This window comes from Staphylothermus marinus F1 (genome assembly GCF_000015945.1).
Lineage (GTDB): Archaea > Thermoproteota > Thermoprotei_A > Sulfolobales > Desulfurococcaceae > Staphylothermus > Staphylothermus marinus.
The window spans coordinates 793,604-812,333 of record NC_009033.1 but is presented as its reverse complement, the minus strand read 5'-3'; the positions used below and the strand labels follow the sequence as shown (position 1 = coordinate 812,333).

The window sequence follows — 18,730 nt, the reverse complement described above, 5'->3', positions numbered from 1 at the left end:
CACCTCTCAACTAATATTTAGATCTAGGCTTTTTCTTCAATGCTCTTTTTAAACGGACTTGTAGGTGCGTAATCCACTAGGTCTTCTTCTTCTCGAGAAACAATGTATCCTGGCGAAGTAATTCTACGGCCGGCAATAGCTATGTGTCCGTGGATAATTAATTGTCTTGCATGATATATTGTTCTCGCTAATCCTTTCTTATAAACTATGGTTTGTAATCTCCTCTCCAATAAGTCTTCAACAGTTAATCCTAAAACATCTTCTAGTGATGCGTTTTCATGTAGTAATCCTAGACGATAAAGTCTATTAAGTAGAGCTTTTTCTGCTTGTTCACGTATTTCTTGTGGAGCAGCTAGAAGTGATCGTGCTTGGTGACGGAACTTCCTAACAATTGTTTGTGCTCTCCATAATTCTCTCTTATTTCTTAAACCATATGTTCCCAGAAGCTTAAGTTCTTGAACTAATACTTCTTTTCGCCATGGATGTCGTGGTCCTTCCCATTTCTTTCTAGGCTTCTTCGGATCACCCATGTTTCACACCTCTTTATCTCCTCTTCTTTCTAACACCTACAGTTAATCCTAAGCGACCAGTTGTACGTGTACGCTGTCCGCGAACTTTTAAGCCGAGAGCATGACGTATACCGCGCCAACTCTTAATCTTCTTTTCTCTCTCAATATCTTGTTTAACATAGAATATTAGTTCAGCACCTATTAGATGCATATCTTTACCTGTAACATAGTCTTTTCTCCTATTAAGCATCCATGAAGGTATATCATAAGCTGATGGATTACTTAATAAGTCCTCTATTCTCTTTATTTCTTCATCTGTTAAATAACCAATACGCATTTCAGGATCAATACCAAGTCTTCGACAAATACCATAGGCTAAGTTAACACCTACACCCTTAATTTCTGCTAAACCATATACAGTCTTCAAGCTACCATCGATATCGGTTCCCGCTATACGCACTATATATCTATAATTCCTAGCACTGCTCAAAACCCCAGCTTCACCCATGCATAACTTTTCTAAGCAAATATCCTAACCAATACCATAAATAAACTCCTATTATAAGCTTACCGTCTAATCCTCGATAAACTAGTTTTTATATGTGCTTCTCCCCCTTAAGACAGGGTTTTATACTTTTTATTGAGGATCTGATTAGGCTTTAATAAGTTGTTGTGTCAGGAGGGGCGAAAAATTTCATCTCCTAAAACTGGATCGTGTTCCTAAAGCGCTTCATCATCCATACTATGTATGCTGTTAAAAACTATATAAAGAAGTGGCGCCGGGGGCGGGATTCGAACCCGCGCGCCCCGTATGGGGCACTGGCTCTCCAGGCCAGCCCCTTAGTCCGCTCGGGCACCCCGGCATTCTAATTATTTATTTCGCTTATGGAGGGATAAAATGTTTCTCTGGGTTAACAAGATTAGTTTATGTAGTAAGCTTTTAAATGAACAATTTCCTTTATAAAATCCGAGTAAACGATTATTTTTATGGATAAAATAACGTGCTTAAATTTCTATTTCCATCCATATTTCTGGCGGTACTCTGACACGGATAAGTTGTTTCATTACTCTTTCATCAGCTGCAATATATAATAGTCTCTTATGTATTCTCATTTCCCATTTCTCCCATTTCTTCTTTCCTTCACCATGTGGTAGTTTAAGTGTTCTCACAACGAGTCTCTTCGTCGGCAATGGAATTGGTCCAGACATTTTTACTCCGGTACGTTTAACTATATCTGTTATTTTGTTCATGAACTCGTTTAGTATGTTGATGTTATTGCTCCATATCTTTATCTTAACCATTCTCGGCGTCGACATTTCTTTCTACGCCTCAGCATATCAATGAGTTATGAGGGTTTATAGAGATATTGGTTGTTTATGTATTAGAAAAATTTTTCGTTGAGATCATATGTTAAATACTTATTTTACTTGGTCTTTATCTCGATCTTCATTGGCTTAACATCTACTACTACTCCGATACCAATTGTTTTACCCATGTCTCTCATAGCGAATCTTCCTAATGGTGGGAAGTCACTGTATTTCTCAACTACTAATGGCTTGATGGGTTTGAATCTCACAATTGCTGCATCGCCCATTTTAATGAATTGTGGGTTTTCTTCAACTACCTTACCAGTTCTAGGGTCTAGTTTGGCTTTAATCTCTACTATTCTACTAGCTACGCTAGCAGTGTGGATATGTATTACTGGCGTGTATCCAACAGTAATTGCTGTTGGATGCCATATTATGAATACTCTTGCTGTGAATTCTTCTGCTACCGTTGGTGGGTTATCTAGGTGTCCTGCAACATCTCCACGTCTAATGTCTCTCTTTGAAACGCCACGTACATTGAATCCGATGTTGTCTCCTGGCTCAGCCTTCTCTATTCTTACATGGTGGGTTTCAATGCTACGTACTTCACCGACCTTTGCCGGCGGCATAAATACTACTTTGTCGCCAACCCTTAATACACCTGTTTCAACACGTCCAACGGGTACTGTTCCAACACCGCTAATAGCATATACGTCTTGTATAGGTATTCTTAATGGTTTATCTATTGGCTTCGGTGGTGGCTCTAAGCTATCTAGTGCTTCAACTAGGGTTGGTCCATTGTACCATGGCATATTTGGCGATCTCTCAATGAGGTTGTCTCCGGTCCATGCGGATACGGGGATAAATGGTACCTTACTTATATCATATCCTAGGCTCTTTAGGAATTTTCCTAGAATAGTTTTTATTTGCTCATATCTCTTCTGGCTCCATGGAGGCTCTGTTGCATCCATCTTGTTTACTGCAACAATTAATTGGTTTATACCCATTGTCTTAGCTAGGATGGCGTGTTCACGTGTCTGTCCTTCAGGGCTCATGCCTGCTTCGAACTCACCTTTACGAGCACTTACTACTAGTAATGCTGCATCTGCTTGGCTTGCACCTGTAATCATGTTTTTAACGAAGTCTCTGTGTCCTGGCGCATCAATAATTGTGAAGATGTATCTTCTAGTCTCGAATTTCATGTAGGTTAACGCTATTGTTACTCCGCGCTCACGCTCTTCCTTAAGCTTGTCAAGTAGCCATGCAAACTTGAAGCTCTCTTTTCCTCTCTTTTTAGCTTCTTCTTCTAGCATCTGTATTGTTTTTTGATCGACGAGTCCTAATCGGTATAGTATATGTCCTACTAATGTACTCTTACCATGGTCTACGTGCCCGATTACTACTAGGTTTAAGTGTGGTTTTCCAGAGCTCATACTAATCTACCCCATTCATGTCATTTAATCTACTCCGAATTAAATACATGTTTAGGGTTTTTATATTTATAATATACTTTTACACTATGCTAGAAATACTAATTCGATATAGTATTTATAAAGCTATCCTTGAAGAACTTTGTTGTATGATTAAATCAGTTTTGTAGGATATAGAATACCCTATAGGAAGTAATGTTATTCATTATCTACTGCTGAGAGCTATTCTTTCTATTTCTTCTTTCTTCTGAATAGCATAGCTTCTCGGATCATTATTTGCTGCTAGAATAATTTCCTCTGCTAATGCTTCCTCTATTGGTAGTGGATTATTAAACGATTTATTACGGGCTCCATCAGTTAAATGTTTCAATGCTAAATCAATTCTTCTTTGAGGAGCAATATCGACTGCAACATGATAAACTATGCCTCCATACATTATCCTAGTAGTTTCTTCTCTTGGTGCAGCATATTCTATTGCTCGAACAAGAACCTGTATAGGATTCTCTCCTGTTTTCAAATATATTAGGTCGAAGGCTTTCTTTACAATGTTGTAAGCCAAATGTTTCTTCCCAGTATTCCTGCCTGGCCTCATTATTTTGTTTATGAGTCTTTCAACTATTGGTACCTCGGCCTTACCAAACCTGCGATGCTCGTGTCTTCCACCAGTGTGAGGTAGGAATACTGGTTTTAGACAAAGATATCTTTTCAAACCTGGATCTCGCACTATAATGTTATCATAGCTCCATTTACCAAATAGTTTAATCTCATTAACTTTTACAACAACACTTTCCTCTGCCACTACCGATTCACCGTTTCTTTTCTGCAATACCAAAACTATTATATCACCCTTAAAACTCTTACGTATAAAAAACTTAGCTGTTAAGCTAAATAAGGTGTTTAAACCACAATTCATATACTGTAGACTACAAACTCTAACACCCTATCTAAATGTGGAGGAGGTAATATTTGGAAGAAGATCTTATAAGAGTTATAGATGTATCTGGAGAAATAGTGTTTGACAGATTATTTATTCCTAGAATAGTGTGCTTATTAGAAGATGGTAGGTTCTTTATATTAGAACGTGTTCCTTTCGATATAGTTGTAAGCCTGAAAAAACTTGATGGAGAAGAAATAGATGATGAACGTGAGAGATTAGTAGATGTTTTATCAAGCATGCCTGACATATTGGATATTCTAGGAAAACATTTGAGAAGAGTTGTTATTAACGAAATAGATCCTAAAACAGGAGTATACAGTGCTATAGCTGAATTCTCAGATGGAAACATGGCTATTAAGAGAAGAATGGTTCCTAGCCATGCTATATTTCTTGCAAAACTAACTAATAAACCAATATATGTCAAAAAAGAACTTGTAGATCAACAGGAAGAATTCAGGCTTTTGGCTTCTACTGATACAAGTGATGAAATAGAGGATGAAGAATACGAGGACGATGAGGAATATACAGATATAGATCGAGAAGATATATTTTAACTAGGTTTTAAATTTAGACCCATATAAAATGTTGTTCTACCTTACAGGTTTCTGTTTTTTACCTAGATATAATGCTTTCAATGATACACCATTAACCATTATTACCTTGTATCTAACACCGGGAATATCACCCATGGAGCGTCCGCGGGGTCCTCCAATACCTTCAATAATTACTTCATCGTGTTCATCAATATAGTTTATACCACCATCAAATGGGACAAATGCTGTTACAACTTTTCCATTCTTTGCTAATTGAACACGAACACATTTACGTACAGCAGAGTTAGGCTGTCTCGCTTCTACTCCAACTTTTTCTAATACTATTCCACGCGCCATTGGAGCTCCTTCTAATGGGTCATGTTTCTTCTTTAATCCAAGCATTTTGATCTTGAATTCTCTCTGGCTCCACCTAAACTTTAGCCTCTTCCTTCTAAGTTTTCTCGCAGCAAATAATCCATTTGGCGCTTTTTTTCCAGCCATTGTTTTTCATCTCATTCCTTGTTCTCAAGCCTAGTATCGAATTCTCTATATGCTCTTTTTAAAAATTACTCTTCTAGCTTCAAGCGATTATTACGAAATCTATTCCATAGTAACGTTTAAGTATTATTTTTGCTCTTGCAACGTTTTTACCGCCTCTACCTATAGCCATACCTTTATCGTTTGGTTCGACACTTACATAAACTACTTTTTTACCGCCTGGTCTATTAGTTATTCTTACTTCTCTTATCCTAGCTGGTGCTAATGCGTATCTTACCTGCTCTTCTAGATCATCACTATACCCTACGATCTCTATATTTTTGCCGAGAAGTTTTCTAAGTTTTTGAACATATAGTCCTCGTGGACCAACAGCTTTTCCTACTTCGTCAGGATTAACTAGGAATATTATTCGGTTATTTTCATCGTCTATAATGCAGTCTCTAACATGTACTCCTGTTAGCTCATGGAGTAATGCCATATATCTGAATTCTTCTGGTGTAAGCTTTATTTGTGGCCGGTCATTCTTCTTACTCACTCACTCTCCTCCTCCACTATTTCTAAAATATTTGATTGTCCAGGATCAACTATAGCCATAGCGGATACGCCGAAGGGTTTACCTGCAAGAGTTCCAAGTTCCATATTTGTTCCAGGAAACCTATAAACGGGTATGTTTGATAATTTAGCATAGTATTCAATGTCTCTTTTAATTTCTGGAGGAGCATTTGCTGCGACAACAACTAGTTTAGCTTTTCCGTGAAGTACTAATTTTATTGTTCTTTTACTTCCCAATATTACTTCTCCAGTCTTAATAGCCATTTGGAGTGCTCTTATGAAATCTATTGAAGATGAAGGCATTCAATAATCACCTTTTCTCCTCATTGTTTTTATTAATAATCATTGCTTCTATACTTTCATCCTCTAATTCTTCTACCTCTTCTTTAACTTTATGGGGCATCATAAATATTTCAACAATACCCGTACCCACGGGTACTGGTTGCCCAATTATTACGTTTTCAGGCACGCCTTTAAGCATATCTACTTCTCCTTCAACAGCTGCTTCGACTAGTTTTTGAACAGTCATTTCAAAAGTAGCTCTAGCAAGCACGCTTGGCTTCTCCCCTGCAATACCCATTCTACCAACTTGTCTAATTTTACCTGTCCATGTCATCATGTCTGCTAACAATATCAAGTGTCTTATATCAACATCTAAACCTTGATCTTCAAGTACATTCTTTGTTTCACGTATTATAGCGGCTCTTGCAGCCTCTATTCCTAGGATCTCCTCTATTTCAGCGATGTTGTTAGTATATACTTTGCGATAATCCACTCCAGGCACTTTCATTACTTCCGCTAAATTGCTTCCCTCAGCAACCAATATATATTCGTCTCCTCTCTTCTGGATAATGACTTTTGTAATACCCTTAATTCCCTTGATCTTTGTATTTGCTATTTTAGTGCGGATCTTTTCAACTTTTGTATAATCAATCTTTTCCGATCTAAGAGCTATATGGATTACGTAGGGATCTTCTGGATCAACATATACTTTTCCAAGTTTTAATTTTTCTAGAACTTTAACGACTTCATCAACACTTATCCCCTTATCACTAAGCATTTCAGAGTCGAGAACAATTGTTGCACCTTCGTACGGATCAACATTGATTTCTTTAGAAATGTTTTCAATTGTTGTGCTCTCAATCATTCTAGCAACTTTTTTAGCTTTTTCTTCATCATATTTGTGCTCTTCATCTAATGGTATCTCCATAATTGGTGTTCCAGGTTTTTTCCTAGCATCAACTATTTCTATAAGTCTCGGCAAACCCAATGTTACGTTGAATTCACGTACTCCAGCATAGTGGAATGTTCTTAGAGTCATCTGTGTTGATGGTTCTCCTATACTTTGTGCAGCAACTGTTCCCACGGGTTCCCCTGGTTCTGCTTGGCTCCTCATATACCTGTCTATAGTTTCTTTAATTATTGCTTTTACTTCTTCAATGTATAATCCATGCTCTTTATATGCTTCCTTGAGTTTTTCTCGGAGTTCTTCATATACTTTATTGCTTACCTTTCCTTTGAGTTCGTTTTCAAGCAAGGATTCTAATTGTTTAATTGATCTTATTTTTCTCCTCATATTCTCCACCCTATAACTTTTTCTATTACACGATCAATTTTCACAGCTTCTCCATGATCACTCTTCATAGGATCTACGCCGTCTTCTCCATAAGCAAATTGCACTATTTCTCCGGTAGGCAATCTCACTGTTCCATCATATTCTACTCTTAAATCCTGTAGTGCATTTATGAGTCTTCTCTGCATGTAGCCGCTCTGACTTGTACGGACAGCGGTATCGGTTAATCCTTCACGGCCAGCTGCTGCGTGGAAGAATACTTCTATCGGGTTTAATCCATCAACAAAGCCATGTGCTACGAATCCTCTTGCTTCCGGACCTAGATCTCCTGGTTTGAAATGAGGTAGTGTACGGTGCATGTATCCTCTAGTTATTCTTCTACCACGAATTGTTTGTTGTCCTAATAATGCAGCCATCTGAGTAAGGTTTATCGGGTTTCCTCGTGCTCCTGTACGAGCCATTATTATTACAGGGTTTGACAATTTGAAATATGGTATTATAGTGTCTGCTACATCATCCAATAATTTCTTAGATAGCAGATCTATTATTTCATCTTCAAGTGTCTCCTCAATTGTTCTACCAGGCCTAGGCTCAAGTTCTCCTCGATGATATTTCTCGATTAACTCATATACTTCTTTCTTCTTTTCTTCAATAATTTCTAGCACTCTCTTCTTAGCTTCGGGTGGGAGTAGTAGGTGCGAGTATCCCATTGTGAATCCGTATTTCTCCGCGAATCTTAGAAACATTTTATACACGTAGTCCATGAATAATCTAGCAATATCTTCTCCGTATTCTTTGACTAGCCAGTGTATTAGGCTCTCTGGTTCTTCGCGTCCAATACTTGCTTTATCTAATACACCCTCTAGAAGAACTCCGTTCTTAACGATAACAATACTGTCATGTGGGCAATCTTCATCTATACATCTCAATGCTGTTGCACCAGCCATTTTTGCTGGTCTTTTATAGTTGAAATCATCTGGGAGGAATAAGCTGATTAACTGTTTACCTGTCCAATACTGTTTTGGCTTGAGTATTGCTGGCTCCGGTAATTTTCCGCGATAACCAGCTACTCCTAGAAGCTCTATTACATCTTCACGTGTTAGAAGGGTTGATTTACTTGTTAACAAGAATGCTCCGCTAATATAGTCTTGTAAACCACCAATAATTGGTCCTCCATAGCGTGGTGTTAAAATATGTTTTTCGACAAGCATCAGCATTCTGGCTTCAGCACGTGCTTCCTCACTTTGTGGGACATGGAGGTTCATTTCGTCTCCGTCAAAGTCGGCGTTATATGGTGGACAAACAAGTAGGTTTAATCTAAAAGTCTTATATGGTAGAACTCTTACTACGTGAGCCATAATTGAGATTCTGTGTAGCGATGGTTGTCGATTAAATAATACTATGTCTCCGTCTCTAAGATGTCTCTCCACAATAAAGCCTGGAGCCAGGGTTTCAGCCATTGCTTTTCGATCAACATATTTCAAACTTATCCTTCTACCATCTGGTCTAATAACATAGTTTGCTCCAGGCCACTTATCTGGTCCATTAAGAACTAGTCTTCTCATCTCTTCAATATTCCATGGAGTCACTCTTTCAGGAACTGTTAGTATTTTAGCAACAACTTCAGGCACACCTACTTCATTAATGCTTATGTTAGGATCTGGACTAATCACTGTACGAGCTGAGAAATCAACACGTTTACCCCTTAGATTTCCACGGAACCTTCCTTCCTTACCTTTAAGTCTCTGTGCAAGACCCTTCAATACTTTGCCGCTACGATGCCTTGCAACAGGTATTCCTGGTGCTTCATTATCAAAATATGTTGTTACATGATATTGTAGGAGCTCCCATTCATCCTCTATAATAGCGTTTGGTGCGCCAGACTCTATGTGTTCTCTTAATCTATTATTTATACGAATAATATCCACTAGCTTATGTGTTAAATCATCCTCACTCCTAATACCTGTCTCTAAAAGTATTGATGGCCTAACACTGCGTGGTGGAACAGGTAAAACTGTTAATACCATCCATTCAGGACGGGCATCTATTGGGTCTCCACCTAGTAATCTAACATCTTCATCAAGTATCTTCTCCAATCTAGCACGTACTTCTATGGGATTTAGCTTTACATATCCCTCCTCGCCACGATCCTCATAGAAGCTATGTGGTTTCTCAAGTCTAATTCTATATTGTTTAGCTCCACAATGAGGGCATCTCTGAGTTGCTGCTGCTTTTCTCCGTATATATTCATGTAACCTTTTAACAAGATATTCTAATCCGAGTTCTTTAAGCGAATTTAATAGTTCTAAGTATCTTTTCCTCTCATCTTCTTTGATCTTTATTCTTCCACATACTCTACAAGTTGTTTTTAGATACATATGGATATGTTTGACAAAGCTTACATGAATAACTGGTCTAGCCAATTCTATGTGTCCGAAATGTCCTGGACAGCTTTCACGGGTATTTCCACATACGGGACAGACTTCTCGAGGCTCTATTGCTCCTAGTCTTCTATCCATTACTCCTCCATCAATAGGTGCTCCATCATTATCGTATACTTCACTTGTAATAATTGTTGTAACGCTCATTTTCCTTATTTCTTCAGGCGATAAAATTCCGAATTTAATTGCTGAAATACGGGTTGGAACAGGGGTTTTCACTAAGTAATCACCTCTAGATCTTCTTGTGTATATCTTCTAGTTTCAAACGTGGCATTATGCACATACTCATTAATTCTTGGACTAAGAGTTTGAATGCATAGGATACCTCTACAGGTTTAAGTTTACCTTTATCTTTATGTATGGGGCACATGTATTTTCCACGTATACGATCATAGTATCCTATGTGCCCACATAATTCACATACGTATATAGTTGTTTTATCACTTTTATCCAGCATTTGTTCTTTCAATAACAATGATGCTCCATGACCTACTAGGCAGTCAACTTCCATCTCACCGAACCTGAGACCTCCCTCCTTAGCTCTTCCCTCAGTTGGTTGTCTAGTTAGTATCTGTACTGGTCCGCGAGCACGTGCATGTATTTTGTCGGCTACCATATGGTGTAGTTTCTGATAATACACTATTCCTATGAATATTGGTGTCTTGAGGATTTCACCTGTTCTACCATCGTACATTGTCTCGTATCCACTCATTGGGTACCCATGTCTCTTCAATGTGATCATTAAGTTATCTATTGGTTCTTTATGGAATGGTGTTGCATCAACAAATCTTCCCTCAAGCGCAGCTGCTTTACCAGCTATGCTTTCAATTAATTGTCCAACAGTCATTCTTGATGGAAATGCGTGTGGATTAATTATTAGATCAGGAACTATTCCCTCCTCTGTAAACGGCATATCTTGTTGTGGAACCAGTAAGCCTATTACACCTTTTTGTCCATGTCTTGAAGCGAACTTATCTCCTAACTCGGGTATTCTAAGATCTCTTACACGTACCTTCACTAGTCTGTTTCCATCAATATCTGTAGTAACCATTACCACGTCTACAATACCTTTTTCTCCATGTCTAGTTACTACACTTGCATCTTGACGAGTTATTCCTGCCCCTACAGTGTATTCTTGGGCCGTCATGAATCTTGGCGGGCTTATTTTTCCTATTAGTACATCTCCTCCTTTAACAGGTGTTTCAGGCGAAACTATTCCATCCTCGTCGAGTTTCTCATATGCTTTTGGTCCACGATAACCTCGGACATTGCTTGGAGGAATCATGATTCTATCTTCTTGTCCGCCAGGATACCTATATTCAACTGTTGTGTAGAGCCTGAAGAAAGTGCTTCTAGCTAATCCTCGATCTACACTGCTCTTATTCATGATCAATGCGTCTTCTATATTGTATCCAGTGAAGCTCATTACTGCTACAACCATGTTTTGTCCAGCAGGTCTCTCATTGTAACCATTTACTTCCATAGCTCTTGTCTGCACTAATGGTTTTTGTGGATAATGTAGTAGATGACCCCGTGTATCCATTCTCTGCTGGAAATTAGCAGAGTAAAGTCCTAAGCTTTGCTTCGCCATTGCTGCTTCATAAGAATTTCTCGGGCTCTGATTATGTTCAGCGTAGGGGATTATTGAGGCTGTTATACCCATTATTGCAGGTGTCCATATCTCCATATGTGTATGTTCTGGCGTGATTTGGTCAGGGGTTAATGCAATATATGCTTCTTCTTCCTCGTCTGCATCTAGGTATTCAATAATTCCTCTCTTCACAAGATCGCTGAACTTCCACTCGCCAGACTTGAGCTTTGCAATATGTTCTGGTTTCAGCTTAAGTTTGCCGTTCTCAACAACTAATAAAGGCCTCCTTATTCTACCTGCATCTGTGTTTATATATACTTCATTTAAGTGCTCATCCCGTATATGCGCGACATTTACTTCTACACTTATCTTTCCCCGTCTTCTCAGGTTCCTGATCTCCTGTGCAAGTTTTTTACCATCAGGATGATATCCAATTAATCTACCATTTAAATATACACGGCTCCAAGAAGTATAATCAGGATATTCTTCCACCTCACCTGTGATCGCTTTTTTGATTTCCTCAATAATTTCATCTAAATTCTTTACTCCAAGTTTTCTATATAGTATAGGCTCTATATGCTCCTCCGGCACACCTACACTGACATGAGCCATTAATGCTAAGTTCTTTACAAGACCAATATTTGCTCCTTCAGGTGTTTCGAATGGGCACATTCTACCCCATTGTGTTGGATGAAGCTCTCTTGCTTCAAAATGTGGTTGGGTACGTTTTAGTGGAGATACTACTCTTCTAAGATGGCTCAGAGTGCTCATTAGGTTTGTTCTATCCAATAACTGGCTTACACCTGTTTTTCCGCCGGGCCAGTTTCCTGTAGCCATTGCATGTAGTATTCTATCTGTTAACATTCCAGGTTTGATAACCAGTTTAAGATCTAGTCTTCCATATTTACTATAGCTTCTCTCAATACTGCTCTTGACTTCTCTTATAAAGTACGTTACTAGATTGTGTCTTACAAGCTGGGCTAGGAGGTCGCCGGCTAGTTTAAGTCTCTTATTACGATAATGATCTTTGTCATCGGGTTTTCTACGATCAACAATGAGTTCTATTAGTTTATTCACCATTTGCCCTATAAAATATGCTTTCTTACGTCTAACCTCAGGGGTTGGCTCGGTGCCTATATGTGGTAGTAAGTATTCATCTAGTGCTCTTTGCGCTCTTCTTATACGTTCTTCTCTAGGCCTACCAATAGCTATTCTAGCACCAATATAGTCTAGTGCTGTCTCTATTGTTTTCCTCCTATGTTCTTCCTCGATTCTTTTTTGTTCCTCGGGAGAAGCGTTTTCTGGTATTTCTAGTCTTGGAAATACTGATTGAGCCTGCATAATTGAGGGTAATAAATAGGTTTGTAGATCAGGGTCTAAGCTGACAGCATAAGTTATCTCGAGTTCAGATGCTAAGCCTAGAGCAGTCATTAATATAACAACGGGAATACGGTGGCCGTGGAGATTTGCATAGAAAATACCGTCTTTTCTTCGTTCAATAACTAATTGGCTCCTCCTACCTTTAGCTACACTTATAACTTTGGCGATATGAGTTGCTGAAGACCCTTCACTTGCATAATCAACTAGTATATTGTTACTGGCTAGATCCTCTTGTGCAACAAGTACTTTTTCACTACCATTAATAATAAAGTAACCACCGGGATCTTTGGGATCCTCACCTATAGCAACTAGTTCCTCAGCGGTCATTTTACTTAATGGATCAATTTTGGATTTTAACATAACCGGGAGATCCATTAATTTAATTTCTTGTTCTTTATAAATACCGGTTTCATCTTGTAATGCAACTTTTAAATAGATAGGTACAGCGTATGTAAAGTTCCTCAATCTACATTCTAGAGGTGTAACTGTTCTTTCAAATCCCTCAATGGTTCTAATCTTGGGCTCGCTGCCTATACGGTATCCTTTAATCAATAATTTCCTATTGCCCGATATTGTTATTTCTTTGTGTTCACTTATTATTTCCGGCAATAAATGATCTATAAATCTATTATAGCTGTCTAGATGTTGTCTAACAAGTCCAAATTCTTCAAAGAAGCTCTTCATTACAGTCCATAAATCATCTGGGGTTGGGAACTTATTAGAGCTAGACAAGGCTTGATCACACCTTCTCCTTCTTTCTAGGTCTAAGTGTATCTACAACAACATATCTATAAGCAATTGCTTCTCCAGCTGTTGGGCTCTTCCTAATTATACGGATTATGTCCCCCGGCTTTGCTTTAATAGCTTTTACAACAGGGTCATCAATACTGATCCAGGGGAGTTGGGCAGGTTTTATTTTAAGTTTTCTCAGAAGCTCAGCAGCTTCTCGAACAGATAATACTTCATGTTTAGGAACAAGTTCGTGTTCTAAAATATTGGGTTTTTTTCGAGACATATTTATCTCAACCCGTAAGCATCTTTGCTATCCATACTCCAGTATGGCAATATATATCCTAACATGTCAATTAGAAATGGGAGTCTTAAACCTATCGTCTTAAATGTATAGGTCAACAGCTAGCCGCTCACCAAATAATTAATATTTTTATATGATATACTAAAATTTTACTTACCTTATAAATCTTATAAATACTAATCAAATGTAACCGTAGTAATATGGTGGACCGGCCGGGATTTGAACCCGGGACCTCTCGGATGCCAACCGAGCGCTCTTCCAGGCTGAGCTACCGGCCCATAAAACCCTGATATTTCTGATTTTTTACAATGCTTATAAGTTTTTCAATAAACTATTAATTATAGCTTTATATTGATTGTTTTTACTGTATGTTTCATTATTTTTTCGTATAACACATCTACTCCTATTCCCGCCTTGTCAGGTACATTGTATGTTCCATCCTTATTTAGTGTCCAAGGGGGCTCAACTATTTCTTCTTCGTAGAAACGTGTTGATTCAGATATGTCTGAAGGATACTTGATCATAGGTAATGTTGCTGCAGCTATTTGGAATGCTCTTCCTATTCCTGTTTCTAGTAATCCCCCGATCCATAAAGGAATATTATGTTTTTTAGCGAATTCATGAATTCTCAAGGTTTCAACTAGGCCACCCACTCTAGCAGGTTTAATATTTAATATCTTATAACTACCTAGTGCATAACCAGCTTTTGCATCGTGAACATTCTTAATGCTTTCATCTAAGCATATTGGCGTTTTTATTTCTCTTTGTAAAATAGAGTGTTCATATAGATCATCATAGTGTAATGGTTGTTCGATCATTAATAAACCATATTTATCTAATTCTCTAAAAATATAGGCATCATCGAGAGTATAAGCGGCGTTAGCATCTACTTGGAGAGGAATATCCCCATAGATTTCCCGAATTCTCTTTACAGGATCTACATCCCATCCAGGCTTGATCTTTATTTTTATTCTCCTATACCCTTTTTCCAATCCTTTATCAATATAGCGGATTAATTTGTCTAAATCACCTATTATACCTATACTCAGACCGGCCTCAACTTTATTTTTAACACCGCCAACTATCTTGTATAAAGGTTTGTTTTGAAGCTTAGAATATAGATCCCACAATGCAAACTCTACTCCTGCTTTAGCCATGTTGTGTCCTCTAACTATTTTTACTAATCCATAATACTGCCACGGATCACGTATGACTCTATGTTTTGCCAGGATAGATGCAATGTAATCTTTGATTATATGTATAGCTGTGTAGACAGTTTCATAACTGTACCAAGGACCAATATCAACTGGTGCTTCGCCCCACCCTTCTTCTCCGGAATAATCAATTACATGGATCAGTATTGTGTCTCTGATCCTTGTTTTGCCGAAACTAGTTTCAAATACCTCTTTCATCGTTGCACGGTAATGAATTATCTCTAGTTTTACGAGCTCCAAGGGAAATCTCCTGCCAAGACCCGATCAAGACTTCTACGCCATAATACATAAAAGCTCCTATTTAGACCATTAATTTTCTCAACAAGCATCCATATAACAATATAACCCTTAACATTTATGTAGTGGTTGAATAGTTCACGTAGTTTCAGCCTCCAATTCATGAGGATATCTCGACTAATCCTTCTTAACTTGGCAATATTGTATGGGATCTCTACGATAACAATGTCAGATCTAGAATCTAAATCTATATTTTCTAGTAGAACTATATTGTTCTTAATACTTGTTTTAGTAGCGTATTCGCCGCCTAGATTTAAAATATCCTGTAGGGAAGCCTTAGGAACTTTATCCTCTAATACCATCATTGTTCTCCGAGACTTGATCCACCATTCTGCTTCGAATCTATCACTTGGCATACCACGATTTATACTGTCTTCAAGATAACCATAATAGTTAGGAGTAAACTTTCTAACTATTACTCCATGCTTAACTATGTTAAAGTAAGCATTAGCGCTTTGAAGAGGATCATATGTCCAGCGAAACAATACATATCCTTTCTCTAGAGCCAGTATTCGCTGATACTTTTTCAATATTGTTCCTAATCCTTTATTTCGTAGCTCAGGTATGAAACCGAATAAATGACTATATACATATAATTGTCCATTTCTAAAACCGGGGATTCCAAACGTGAGCCCTACAGCTTCACCAGTTTTCTTATCAAAAACACCAATTAGTATTCCGCCATTTCTATGCCCTGATATAAGCATGTGATAAGTAACTGCTTCGATATAACCCGGCATACCCCATATTTTTATTTGAACATCCATTAACTCTCTATAATCACGAATACTGCAAGGTTCTCTTATAACTAATTGTTTACCATCAATATTTATTTCTTCGAACACTCTGCAGGCCATCGAGAGAGCCCTTAATTACTTGATTTTATTTGTTATTAAATTACTTATTTCTCTAAGATCACTTATTACAATACATTTTTCAGAACATTTATCAACGATATGTGTATTCCAACTCCTTTTTACCAAAACAAATAATACTCCCGTGTTTCTTGCGGTTAAATAATCAATATATGAATCTCCAACATAAATGGCTTGACTAGGTTTAATGCCTAGTTTATTCAACGCGGATAATAGTAGATCAGGATATGGTTTTCCTCTAAGCTTTCCCTGGTAACATTGAATCGTATCAAAGTATTCTATGATATCGAGTTTTTCGAGAAGTTCAATTGTTCTTTTACATGAAGATGAAGTAACTATTCCACATAGTTTATTGTTTTCTCTTAATTGTTTAATAGTTTCTAATACATCATTGTATAGGAGAGTATTTGGATTCATTTTTTCTTCAAAACATTTTCTAGCTTGTTCCAGTATAGAGTTATGTAAACGAGGATTTTTTGTTCCAGTATATTTTTCTAAAATAGTATCAGCCGGCAATCCTACAACTCTATATATGTCTTGAGGCTCTATTCTTATTCCATGTTTCTTGAAAGCTTTAGACCAGCATTCCGCTATTAATTCTACACTATTAATGATTGTGCCATCCATATCGAATAATACTGCTTTTACTACTTCAGTACTAGTCATTAAGCATCTCCTATGAATCCCGCTTATATGGTTTTCATGAAACATATTGTTTTATATATTTCTCTCTATAACCATATTCTATGAATATGTTTCCATTCGAAACTGGAGTTCTTTCATTGGAGTTTATGAGGTGTTTTAATGGTTAGCGACATAATAGATGAAATAATAGAGTCTAGATTGAAGAAGAAAAGCAAGATATTTATGAACAAAGAAATACTTCACCCGGACTATATCCCAGAAACACTTCCACACCGTGAAAAAGAGATTAGGAAACTAGCTGAAATACTAGTTGTAGCACTTAAAGGTGAGAGACCAAGCAATGTGCTCATATATGGTTTGACAGGAACAGGTAAAACAGCTGTTGCTAAATACGTGACTAAGAGATTAGCTGAGAAAGCACCAACACTCAATGCAAGACTATTACATGCATATGTTAACACGAGAAAAGTAGATACAACATATAGAGTAATAGCATCTATTGCTTCCTCACTAGGACTACGCATACCATCAACAGGTATAGCGATTAGCGAGGTTTACCGCAGATATATTAAAGCATTGGAAAACTGGGGCGGACTACACATTGTTGTACTGGATGAAATAGACTACTATGTTAAGCGAGAAGGAGACGATCTATTATATAAGCTTGTAAGAATAAATGAAGAACTCGAAAAAGCGCGTGTTGCAATAATAGGCATAACAAATGATATAAACTTCGTGGAAAATCTTGATCCACGTGTTAGAAGCAGTTTGGGAGAAGAAGAAATAGTTTTTCCACCCTATGATGCAGAACAACTATATGATATATTAAAGCAGAGAGCCGACAAAGCATTCTATCCCGGAGTGGTTTCTTCAAGAATAATATCCTACTGTGCAGCGTTAGCCGCGAGAGAACATGGTGATGCTAGAAGAGCGCTTGATCTACTAAGAGTTGCTGGAGAAATAGCTGAGCGTGAAGGAGCCAATGTTGTAACCATCGAACATGTTAAGAAAGCACAAATAGAGCTCGAAGAGGGGAGAATATATCAGGCAGCATCAACTCTTCCTCTGCACCCCAAACTAGTGTTGAAGGCAATAATAGAGTTAATGAAAGAAAAGGGAACAAGTACTACCGGCGAAGTATACAATAAATATTTCAAGATCGCATTAGAATATGGAATAGAGCCATTAACACAGAGAAGAATAAGTGAGATAATAACACAGCTGGACATGATAGGCTTAATAAATGCCGTAGTTGTCAGTAGAGGTAGGCATGGAAAAACAAAACTTATCAAGATAAATTCAGAGCTTTTAGACATTATTGAAGGAGCAATCAAATTATGAAAAACACAATAATAGCATGCGATGACGGATATTTTCCACAGTTTTTCAAAGGAGGAAAGGGGAGAACAATTCTCGCATGTATTAAAACTAGAAATAACTCTTTCATTGTAAGAATAGCTTTTAAACGAGTAATTATTGATGGAAGAGAAACAACACCTACGATAATAGATCTAGTAAAATTATTGAAGCCTTGCAAAGTAATCCTACTCGATGGAATAACTTATGCAGGATTCGATGTAGCCGATGCGCTACAAATACATGAAGAAACACAGATACCTGTAATAACTGTTCAACAATACCCATTAGATCTTGAGAGAATAAAGTATTCCCTCAAAAAACATTTTCTAGACTGGTCTAAGAGATACAAAGTAATCAGCAAAATATATAGGAACATGTATCCTCTGAGTACAAGATGGAAAACAATAGAGTTTTCTCCATATGGAATAAATCCAAAAGAGGCATCTAAACTACTCCTACAAACAATGATTTATAGCCCTATACCTGAACCATTAAGAATAGCTGATCACATAGCATCACAGCTTTCAAGACTTATACTTAGAAAAAATTTATAGA

Annotated in this window: 18 protein-coding genes and 2 tRNA genes; 3 read left to right on the top strand and 17 right to left on the bottom strand. The window is 37.6% G+C overall.

Annotation, left to right across the window (positions count from 1 at the left end; translation table 11 throughout):
- Positions 1 to 23: 23 nt before the first annotated feature.
- The 6 genes from SMAR_RS04190 to SMAR_RS04165 all read right to left on the bottom strand — a co-directional run bounded on the left by SMAR_RS04190 (position 24) and on the right by SMAR_RS04165 (position 4,046).
- A complete protein-coding gene (locus tag SMAR_RS04190; protein WP_011839105.1) occupies positions 24 to 530 on the bottom strand; it encodes a 30S ribosomal protein S4 in 507 nt (168 codons plus the stop codon).
- 13 nt (positions 531 to 543) lie between these two features.
- A complete protein-coding gene (locus SMAR_RS04185) occupies positions 544 to 999 on the bottom strand; it encodes a 30S ribosomal protein S13 (RefSeq protein ID WP_011839104.1) in 456 nt (151 codons plus the stop codon).
- 284 nt (positions 1,000 to 1,283) lie between these two features.
- A tRNA-Ser gene (locus SMAR_RS04180) sits at positions 1,284 to 1,372 on the bottom strand.
- 142 nt (positions 1,373 to 1,514) lie between these two features.
- Positions 1,515 to 1,826, bottom strand: coding sequence for a 30S ribosomal protein S10 (gene rpsJ / locus SMAR_RS04175; protein WP_011839103.1), 312 nt, complete (start codon positions 1,824 to 1,826; stop codon positions 1,515 to 1,517).
- A gap of 107 nt (positions 1,827 to 1,933) precedes the next feature.
- Positions 1,934 to 3,250, bottom strand: a complete 1,317-nt coding sequence (gene tuf / locus SMAR_RS04170; protein WP_011839102.1) for a translation elongation factor EF-1 subunit alpha — start codon at positions 3,248 to 3,250, stop codon at positions 1,934 to 1,936.
- A 202-nt stretch (positions 3,251 to 3,452) separates the two neighbouring features.
- Positions 3,453 to 4,046 carry a 30S ribosomal protein S7 gene (locus tag SMAR_RS04165; RefSeq protein ID WP_011839101.1) on the bottom strand — a complete coding sequence of 198 codons (594 nt, stop codon included), beginning with the start codon at positions 4,044 to 4,046 and terminating at the stop codon, positions 3,453 to 3,455.
- A 167-nt stretch (positions 4,047 to 4,213) separates the two neighbouring features.
- Between SMAR_RS04165 and SMAR_RS04160 the strand changes: the two genes are divergently transcribed.
- Positions 4,214 to 4,738: a bifunctional nuclease family protein gene (locus SMAR_RS04160; RefSeq protein ID WP_011839100.1), complete on the top strand. Its 525-nt coding sequence runs from the start codon at positions 4,214 to 4,216 to the stop codon at positions 4,736 to 4,738.
- Positions 4,739 to 4,774: 36 nt separating this feature from the next.
- On the opposite strand, the gene SMAR_RS04155 is transcribed toward SMAR_RS04160, so the two are convergent.
- The 11 genes from SMAR_RS04155 to SMAR_RS04105 all read right to left on the bottom strand — a co-directional run bounded on the left by SMAR_RS04155 (position 4,775) and on the right by SMAR_RS04105 (position 16,837).
- Positions 4,775 to 5,218: a 30S ribosomal protein S12 gene (locus tag SMAR_RS04155; RefSeq protein WP_011839099.1), complete on the bottom strand. Its 444-nt coding sequence runs from the start codon at positions 5,216 to 5,218 to the stop codon at positions 4,775 to 4,777.
- A gap of 79 nt (positions 5,219 to 5,297) precedes the next feature.
- On the bottom strand, positions 5,298 to 5,750 hold the full coding sequence (locus SMAR_RS04150; RefSeq protein WP_011839098.1) for a NusA-like transcription termination signal-binding factor: 453 nt from the start codon (positions 5,748 to 5,750) through the stop codon (positions 5,298 to 5,300).
- On the bottom strand, positions 5,747 to 6,070 hold the full coding sequence (locus tag SMAR_RS04145; RefSeq protein ID WP_011839097.1) for a 50S ribosomal protein L30e: 324 nt from the start codon (positions 6,068 to 6,070) through the stop codon (positions 5,747 to 5,749). Before SMAR_RS04145 ends, SMAR_RS04150 begins: the two co-directional genes overlap by 4 nt.
- Before the next feature lie 7 nt (positions 6,071 to 6,077).
- A complete protein-coding gene (rpoA2, locus tag SMAR_RS04140) occupies positions 6,078 to 7,343 on the bottom strand; it encodes a DNA-directed RNA polymerase subunit A'' (RefSeq protein WP_011839096.1) in 1,266 nt (421 codons plus the stop codon).
- Positions 7,340 to 9,928, bottom strand: coding sequence for a DNA-directed RNA polymerase subunit A' (locus tag SMAR_RS04135; protein WP_425277389.1), 2,589 nt, complete (start codon positions 9,926 to 9,928; stop codon positions 7,340 to 7,342). Before SMAR_RS04135 ends, rpoA2 begins: the two co-directional genes overlap by 4 nt.
- Before the next feature lie 85 nt (positions 9,929 to 10,013).
- Entirely contained in the window at positions 10,014 to 13,484 is a 3,471-nt protein-coding gene (locus SMAR_RS04130; RefSeq protein ID WP_011839094.1) for a DNA-directed RNA polymerase subunit B, read from the bottom strand.
- Positions 13,485 to 13,491: 7 nt separating this feature from the next.
- Entirely contained in the window at positions 13,492 to 13,767 is a 276-nt protein-coding gene (locus tag SMAR_RS04125) for a DNA-directed RNA polymerase subunit H (RefSeq protein ID WP_011839093.1), read from the bottom strand.
- A gap of 219 nt (positions 13,768 to 13,986) precedes the next feature.
- Positions 13,987 to 14,063 (bottom strand) — tRNA-Ala (locus tag SMAR_RS04120).
- A gap of 60 nt (positions 14,064 to 14,123) precedes the next feature.
- Entirely contained in the window at positions 14,124 to 15,239 is a 1,116-nt protein-coding gene (gene menC, locus SMAR_RS04115) for an o-succinylbenzoate synthase (RefSeq protein WP_011839092.1), read from the bottom strand.
- Complete coding sequence (locus SMAR_RS04110; protein WP_011839091.1) at positions 15,227 to 16,153, bottom strand: hypothetical protein; 927 nt, start codon at positions 16,151 to 16,153, stop codon at positions 15,227 to 15,229. The genes menC and SMAR_RS04110 overlap by 13 nt, the downstream gene beginning before the upstream one ends.
- Positions 16,154 to 16,168: 15 nt before the next feature.
- On the bottom strand, positions 16,169 to 16,837 hold the full coding sequence (locus SMAR_RS04105) for an HAD family hydrolase (RefSeq protein ID WP_011839090.1): 669 nt from the start codon (positions 16,835 to 16,837) through the stop codon (positions 16,169 to 16,171).
- A 138-nt stretch (positions 16,838 to 16,975) separates the two neighbouring features.
- Between SMAR_RS04105 and SMAR_RS04100 the strand changes: the two genes are divergently transcribed.
- The gene (locus tag SMAR_RS04100; RefSeq protein ID WP_011839089.1) at positions 16,976 to 18,157 is read left to right on the top strand and encodes a Cdc6/Cdc18 family protein; all 1,182 of its coding nucleotides are present in this window, start codon (positions 16,976 to 16,978) and stop codon (positions 18,155 to 18,157) included.
- Positions 18,154 to 18,729 carry an endonuclease dU gene (locus SMAR_RS04095; RefSeq protein WP_011839088.1) on the top strand — a complete coding sequence of 192 codons (576 nt, stop codon included), beginning with the start codon at positions 18,154 to 18,156 and terminating at the stop codon, positions 18,727 to 18,729. The genes SMAR_RS04100 and SMAR_RS04095 overlap by 4 nt, the downstream gene beginning before the upstream one ends.
- Position 18,730: the final 1 nt, after the last annotated feature.

Bases quoted from the DNA above. Each gene is read 5' to 3' on its own strand.
- SMAR_RS04190 (WP_011839105.1), bottom strand. From the start codon at position 530: ATGGGTGATCCGAAGAAGCCTAGAAAGAAATGGGAAGGACCACGACAT.
- rpsJ (WP_011839103.1), bottom strand. From the start codon at position 1,826: ATGTCGACGCCGAGAATGGTTAAGATAAAGATATGGAGCAATAACATC.
- tuf (WP_011839102.1), bottom strand. From the start codon at position 3,250: ATGAGCTCTGGAAAACCACACTTAAACCTAGTAGTAATCGGGCACGTA.
- SMAR_RS04155 (WP_011839099.1), bottom strand. From the start codon at position 5,218: ATGGCTGGAAAAAAAGCGCCAAATGGATTATTTGCTGCGAGAAAACTT.
- SMAR_RS04145 (WP_011839097.1), bottom strand. From the start codon at position 6,070: ATGCCTTCATCTTCAATAGATTTCATAAGAGCACTCCAAATGGCTATT.
- rpoA2 (WP_011839096.1), bottom strand. From the start codon at position 7,343: ATGAGGAGAAAAATAAGATCAATTAAACAATTAGAATCCTTGCTTGAA.
- SMAR_RS04135 (WP_425277389.1), bottom strand. From the start codon at position 9,928: ATGAGCGTTACAACAATTATTACAAGTGAAGTATACGATAATGATGGA.
- SMAR_RS04125 (WP_011839093.1), bottom strand. From the start codon at position 13,767: ATGTCTCGAAAAAAACCCAATATTTTAGAACACGAACTTGTTCCTAAA.
- SMAR_RS04110 (WP_011839091.1), bottom strand. From the start codon at position 16,153: ATGGCCTGCAGAGTGTTCGAAGAAATAAATATTGATGGTAAACAATTA.
- SMAR_RS04105 (WP_011839090.1), bottom strand. From the start codon at position 16,837: ATGACTAGTACTGAAGTAGTAAAAGCAGTATTATTCGATATGGATGGC.
- SMAR_RS04100 (WP_011839089.1), top strand. From the start codon at position 16,976: ATGGTTAGCGACATAATAGATGAAATAATAGAGTCTAGATTGAAGAAG.
- SMAR_RS04095 (WP_011839088.1), top strand. From the start codon at position 18,154: ATGAAAAACACAATAATAGCATGCGATGACGGATATTTTCCACAGTTT.